The sequence below is a fragment of the Deltaproteobacteria bacterium genome (genome assembly GCA_019310525.1).
Lineage (GTDB): Bacteria > Desulfobacterota > DSM-4660 > Desulfatiglandales > HGW-15 > JAFDEE01.
On sequence record JAFDEE010000031.1, the window covers coordinates 57637 to 64442 of the forward strand.

6 protein-coding genes are annotated in these 6806 nt (G+C 55.3%); 2 read left to right on the plus strand and 4 right to left on the minus strand.

Features of this window, described 5'->3' with window-relative positions:
• Positions 1-39 precede the first annotated feature (39 nt).
• Positions 40-1890, plus strand: a complete 1851-nt coding sequence (gene iorA, locus JRF57_07580; GenBank protein ID MBW2303561.1) for an indolepyruvate ferredoxin oxidoreductase subunit alpha — start codon at positions 40-42, stop codon at positions 1888-1890.
• Between the two features lie 163 nt (positions 1891-2053).
• Entirely contained in the window at positions 2054-2653 is a 600-nt protein-coding gene (locus tag JRF57_07585) for an indolepyruvate oxidoreductase subunit beta (GenBank protein MBW2303562.1), read from the plus strand.
• A gap of 110 nt (positions 2654-2763) precedes the next feature.
• On the opposite strand, the gene JRF57_07590 is transcribed toward JRF57_07585, so the two are convergent.
• The 4 genes from JRF57_07590 to JRF57_07605 form a co-directional block, all read right to left on the minus strand.
• A complete protein-coding gene (locus JRF57_07590) occupies positions 2764-3384 on the minus strand; it encodes a hypothetical protein (GenBank protein ID MBW2303563.1) in 621 nt (206 codons plus the stop codon).
• On the minus strand, positions 3381-3932 hold the full coding sequence (locus JRF57_07595) for a hypothetical protein (protein ID MBW2303564.1): 552 nt from the start codon (positions 3930-3932) through the stop codon (positions 3381-3383). The genes JRF57_07590 and JRF57_07595 overlap by 4 nt, the downstream gene beginning before the upstream one ends.
• A 6-nt stretch (positions 3933-3938) precedes the next feature.
• Positions 3939-6416: an AAA family ATPase gene (locus JRF57_07600; GenBank protein MBW2303565.1), complete on the minus strand. Its 2478-nt coding sequence runs from the start codon at positions 6414-6416 to the stop codon at positions 3939-3941.
• 114 nt (positions 6417-6530) lie between these two features.
• Positions 6531-6806: Hsp20/alpha crystallin family protein (locus tag JRF57_07605; protein MBW2303566.1), on the minus strand; the 276-nt coding region annotated here is incomplete at its 5' end.

Genomic DNA, 6806 nt, shown 5'->3' on the forward strand with positions numbered 1-6806 from the left:
CCGATCGAGAGCAAACCGAAAATTATCGAGGGGGAAAACATGCATAAACTACTCACTGATTCTCCTGGAACCAAGATGCTGTTGCTGGGCAACGAGGCCATCGCCCGGGGCGCCATGGAGGCGGGAGTCGCGTTTGCGACCTGTTACCCGGGAACACCCTCATCTGAAATCCCGGAACAGTTTTTCAACATCAGCAAGGAGACCGATCTCTACTTCGAGTATTCAACCAATGAAAAGGTGGCGATGGAAGTCGCTGCAGGTGCGGCCGTCAGCGGACTTCGCACCATAGTAACCATGAAACACGTAGGTTTGAATGTGGCGGCGGACCCCTTGATGACCCTTGCCTATACGGGGGTAAATGCAGGCATGGTCATCATAAATGCCGACGATCCATCCCTGTTTTCCAGCCAGAATGAGCAGGACAACCGCTTTTACGCCCGTCTCTCGGGCCTGCCCATGCTGGAACCCACCAATGTGCAGGAAATGAAGGATGTCACCGTCCATGCATTCGAGCTCTCCGAGGCGTTGAAACTCCCCGTAATCATCCGGACCACGACCCGGCTGGCACACATCAGGGGGCCCGTGGTACTGGACGAGATGAAACCACGAAAGAGGGCCGGCTATTTTGAAAAGAATCCCTTCCATTTTGTCACCGTGCCGGCCGTATCCAGAAAACTCCACGGATTGCTGCTGGAAAGGGATGAAAAGGCGAAAGAAATGGCCAAGGATTTCCCTTACAACGAAGTCATCGGAGACGGCAAGTGGGGGGTGGTGGCCAATGGCGTCAGCGTCAATTACGTAAAGGACGCTGTTTCGGACCTGGGTATCGCGGACCGGGTGCGGATCCTGAAATTGGGAATGACATGGCCCCTGAACAAGACCTACATTGCGGATTTCCTGAGATCCGTAGAGAAGGTGCTGGTGGTGGAAGAGCTCGAGCCCGTGCTGGAGAATGACCTCAAGGTCATCGCCCAGGAAAACGGGATCACCGTCCCTATCGAGGGGAAGGGCGTGGGTAGGCTCTCCAGGCTTTACGAGTACGACCCCCGAATGGTGAGAGAAGCGGTGGCGGCCTATTTCGGTATCGACTATACATCCACCCCCCCGGTGGATGTCTCCGACCTTCCGGAGCTTCCCGCCAGGCCGCCCAACCTCTGCCCCGGGTGTCCCCACCGGGCGACCTATTACGCCGTGAAACAGGTTTACGGGAATGTGGATTCCATCCGCCCCACAGACATTGGATGCTATACCCTGGGGCTGTTGCCGCCCATCTCCATGGCCGACTTCGTGATCTGCATGGGATCCTCGGTGAGTTCGGGTTGCGGATTTGCAACGGCTACCGACCAGAAGGTCGTTTCCTTTATCGGGGATTCGACCTTCTTCCACTCGGGGATCACGGGCCTGATCAATGCGGTCCATAACAACCACAAGTTCACCCTTGTCATCCTGGACAACGGCACCACGGCCATGACAGGACACCAGCCCCATCCAGGAATGGACGCCTCGCCCATGGGTTTCGACTGGCCCCAGATTTCCGTGGAAGACGTGGTGCGGGGATGCGGGGTGAAGGATGTCCATGTGGTCAAACCCTTCAACCTGAAGAAGACCATCGAGGCGGTCAGGGCAGCCTATGAATATGACGGGATTTCGGTGATCATTTCCAAGGAGATCTGCCCCCTGTTCGCGAAGTCCATCGGTAAGGCCAGGAAGGGCAGGCCCTTCACCGTGGACCAGGAGAAATGCAAGAATCACCGCGATTGCCTGAACCTGCTGGCTTGCCCCGCCATGTTCCTGGACGGGGAACAGGTGCAAATCGACAAGAATCTGTGTATCGGGTGCTCGGTGTGTGCACAGGTCTGTCCTGAAAACGCCATCAAGCCATTGAAATAGTGTTCGTCCATAAATGAGAAAATTTGTGCAAGGTCAAGGAAGGCGAAAATTTTAACCGCAGGAATACATTGAAGTATTTTGAGGATTAAAATTTAAGCCTGACGCAGAGATTGCGAAAATTAGCCATTTATGGATGGACACGAAATAGAAAAGGGAGGTGCCCATGGATACTACTAGAATCATATGCGTCGGCGTCGGCGGACAGGGGAACCTGCTCGCCTCCAACCTGCTGGGGCAGACCGCCCTTCGCCTTGGAATCCCCGTGGTGGTGAGCGAGATTCACGGAATGGCCCAAAGGGGCGGTGTGGTGGAATCAGCCGTACTGATGGGGGATGTAACGAGTCCCATTGTATCGGACGGTGAGTGCGATATTCTTTTGAGCTTCGAACCCGTTGAAACGGCCAGGCTCCTGGCCCGGTGCAACAAGGACTCCCTGGTCATCACCAATGTTCAGCCTCTGCCTCCCTTCACCGTGTCGGTCGGGCAGGGGACATATCCGTCCGTTGACGAACTGCTGGAGAAATTCCGGACCAAGGTCCGCAAGATGATCACCCTGAGGGGCAATCAGATCGCAGAGGATGTGGGAAATCCCCTGTCTCTCAATATGGTCATGCTCGGAGCCCTGATTGGATCCGGGGCCACTCCCATAGGGGAGGAAGCCATGAAGGAGACGATTTCCACCATGACCAAAAAGGCATTCCTGGAATCCAATCTCAAGGCCTTTGAGATGGGTGTCGGGGAGGCGAAGAAGCAGGCGGATTGATCCTCCTCTTTTAAAAATGGGGGACCATAGAAGGATGCAAAGGTCTCGTCAGGGGCCGGGTCCGGAGGAACCCGGCCCTTTTGCCAGGATGTCGGGCGCCGCCCTTTCCGTTAGAGGGGTTTGCGGTAGAGGCCGAGAATGCCCTGGAGGGGTTCTTCCGGAGTGAGGAGTTCAAGCCCGGGGAGACGGGGAATGACCTTTTCGAGCCCGTAGGCCATGAAAACGGCGCCGGGCTTGGCCTTTCGGGCTATCAGATCAGCGAATTCCTCGATCATGGTAAGGTAGGTGTAAAAAAGATCGAAGTCCTTGAATGCGAAACCCGTTTTTGCCTGAAGTGCCTTGTGGAGGGATTCATCCGTGGAATCCCCATTGAGGAGGAACAGGTTTTCAGGTGGAGGAGAAAGCCCGGCCTCTGCCAGTTCTGATTCCAGGTCCCCCTTGAGGGGGCAGTACTCATCCAGGGTCCATTCGTCCAACTCGATGCCTGCGGAAAGGCGGACCAGATAGCTGAAAAGGACATTCACTCTCCCATCCCCCGCCCCCAGATCCAGAAAGAGACTCCTTCCAGGGACTAGGAGGCCATTGTCCACCATGGGTTCCAGACAGGAAAGGAGCCTGCCCAGATCCGTGGAACGGCGGAAACCTAAGGGCCCGACGTCTCCAACCTTCCGGCGGTCGTAAAATTCGGCCACATGCCGAAGCGTCCTTCGCAGCCCGTCCTCCAGGATCATGCCTCATACCCCGATTCATCCCGCCACCCTGAGGCGCCTTTTTCCCGCAACCGCCTGATGATCTCCTCGTTGAGGCGGAACAGGAGTTCCAGCGCCCTTCCCTCCTTTTCCCGGAGTCCGGCCAGGGCGGTGGAGTCGATTTGGCTGGTGATCTTTTTGCAGATATAGTTGACGCAGATGACGTGACGGGCCTGAAGCAGACAGCCTCTTTTCCCCAGGAAGTAACAGGAAGAGGCGTTCATCCGCCCGGAAGGAAGAGTGACCCCGAGGAGCAGGTTTATAAGAAGGAGAGAAACCCCGTAATAGTCCTCAAGCCCTGCGCCGCAACAGGAGCCGCCTTCCTGGAGGTCGCATTCCCTGCATATCTCCGTAATCCCCGTTCGGACCATGCAATCTGAGGCCTCCCTGAGGGCACTCCGGAGCCTTTCAAGGAGTCTTCTGACCACCGGTTCCCCGAAGAAGTAGTCTTTCATCGCATGGTGACAATGCTCGGCCCGGGCGATCCTCTCCTCTATGGGATTTTCCAGGGTAACGGGTTCATCAGCCATCGGGCGCTACTTCTTTGTCTTCCTGCTTGATTTCTTTCCTTTTGCCGTCTTTTTCTCCTCTTCCCCGAATTTCTTCAGCCCCTCGGCTAAAGACCTCAACTTCTCGTCCACGAGGGCGTTGATGGTCCCCTTGGGATAGGTCCCGTCCGCCCTTTTTTCCCCGGCCTTCACACCGGTCAGGACCTCGATCCCTTCGTCAATGGTGCGGACGGCATAAATATGAAATTGCCCTTTTTTTACGGCCTCCACCACGTCTTTACGAAGCATCAGGTCCTTCAGGTTGCTTTGGGGAATCATGACGCCTTGCTTGCCGGTAAGTCCCACGTGACGGCAGCAGTCGAAGAAGCCTTCGATCTTGGGGTTCACACCCCCGATGGCCTGGATTTCTCCCTTCTGGTTCACCGAACCGGTGACGGCGATGTACTGGCGGATGGGAACCTCGGAGAGGCTGGATAGGAGGGCATAGATTTCCGTGGATGAGGCGCTGTCCCCGTCCACCCCGCTGTAGGACTGCTCGAACGCGATGCTGGCGCTCATGGTCAAGGGTTTGTCTTGAGCGTATTTCTTTCGGAGATATCCCCCCAGGATCAGGATGCCCTTATTGTGGGTGTTTCCTGACAGGTCGGCCTCCCGCTCGATATTGATGATGCCCGCGCGGCCCATGGAGGTGGAGGCTGTGATGCGGGAAGGTTTCCCGAACATGTAGTCCCCCAGGTTGTATACGGCAAGGCCGTTCACCTGGCCCACAGCTTCGCCGTCTACATCGATCATCAGGGTGCCCCGGTCGATCATTTCCTGAATATGTTCTTCGATCATGTTGGAGCGGTATATTCTGGCCCTTATCGCCTGGTCCACATGTTTTTCCAGGACGATCTTATGGCCCTCTTCTCCCGCGAAGTAATCGGCCTCCCTTATGAGGTCCGTAATGGTCGGGAAACTGGTGGAAATCTTCTCCTGTCTCCCCGCCATTCGCACCGCCTCTTCCACAAGGGCGGCGACGGCCGAGCGGTCAAAGGGTCTCAACTTGTCCTCATCGGTTTTCCTCTTTACGAACTCGGCGAACTGACGGATGGACTGGTCGTTCTTATCCATGGAGATGTCAAAGTCGGCCCTGACCTTGAAGATCTTCTTGACGTCTTCGTCATATGCGAGAAGAAGATGATAGAGGTATAGGTCGGAGATGACGACGACCTTGACGTTCAACTCTATGGGTTCCGGTTTCAGGCCCGTTGTGGTGAAGAAGTAGAAGGGGTCATAGGTCTGGATTTCCATCTTCTTGCTTTTAAGGGAACGTTTGAGCGCCTGCCAGACTCCGGGTTCCACGATGGCATCCATGAGATTGAGGACCAGGTATCCGCCGTTGGCCTTGACAAGAGACCCGGCCTTGATTTTGCTGAAATCCGTCCGCCACACACCGCTGCGGTCCACGACCCGTTCAATGCTTCCGAATAGGTTCCGGTATGTGGGGAAGGATTCCACGATTACCGGAGGCCCCTCGCTCTCTGCGTTGTCCACGAGAAGGTTGACCCGGTAAGGCTGAAACCGGTCGCCCTCGGGCAAGAGAAAGGGAACGCCTGTTACGGCCTGAACTCCTTGGGCCGAGAAGATCTCCAGGTGCTCGGTCATGTCCTCGATCATGTCGTCGAAATATCGGTCGATGACTTTGTTCCGGTATCGTTTTTTCAGGGGGGTGACGTATTCCGTGGCGAACTTGGAGAACATCAGGCGGTCCATTTTCTCGATGTTCTCCTGGACTCCCTTTTGCAAATCCCTTAATTCCAGGAAGATCTGATCGATTTCTTCTCTGAGTTTTTGTTGTTTTTCTTTCAGGTCTTCGAATTCATCCTTGGGAAAACGGCCCTTTTCCACCATGGCTTCGATCTGGTCGATCGGAACGGGATTCCCGTCAACTAAGGGCATCACCTCAGGACGCTTGATCTGGCCCATCTGGATGTCCACCAGGGCGAAACCCTGCTCCCTCACTTTTTTGTCCAGATCTTTGAAGAAACTCTTCCCCTTCCTTTCGTACTCGGCCATGATTTCTTTCTTGCGGTTTAGGTATTCCTGGCTTTCGAAGAGTTGGGGAATCTCCCTTTTGAGGGTCTCGATGAAGTCGTGCACATCCTTTTTGAATCTACGCCCTTGGCCTGCCTTAAGGTGAACAAGGACGGGGGCCTCCGGGTTCTTGAAATTGTTGACGTAGCAGAGGTCTTCCGGCGTCCTTCCATCTTTCTTGGAGATTTCCTGAAGAAGTCTCCGAACGGTGGACATCCTTCCGGTGCCGGGAATCCCGGTGACGAAAACATTGTACCCGGGCTTTTTGATCCCCATTCCAAACCGGAAGGCCTCTACTCCCCGGTTTTGACCGATGATTTCCTTGAGGGGCTCCAGATCGTCGGTAGTCTCAAAGGGCAACGTGGCGGGGTCGAGCCTCCATCGGAGCTGTTCAACGGGAACTTCCTTTTCGGTCTTTTTCCTTGGCATCTGGACCTCCTTGTGGGCTTTGCTAAGCGCTGTCAGAGACAAAATTCGCTGGTTTTCCTGAGCGGACGGTAACGGCGGAGACTATCCCGGATGAAGCGGCCTTGGGAGATGCCATTACAGCACCTTGATGCGTACGTCCCGGGCCTTCCTGGGTTTGCATTTGGGCATGATCACCCTAAGCACCCCGTCTTTGTAAATTGCGTCCACCTCCTCCATCTCCACTTTGCAAGGGAGCTGGATCGTATGGTAAAAGCCGCCGTGCCGGCTTTCCCTCCGATGGTAGCCCTGAGTTTCCTCCACGGTTTCTTCATTTACATACCCCTTGAGGGTGAGAAGGTCTTCGGTGACGGAGATTTCAAGGTCATCGGGATGGATGCCCGGAATGTCCAT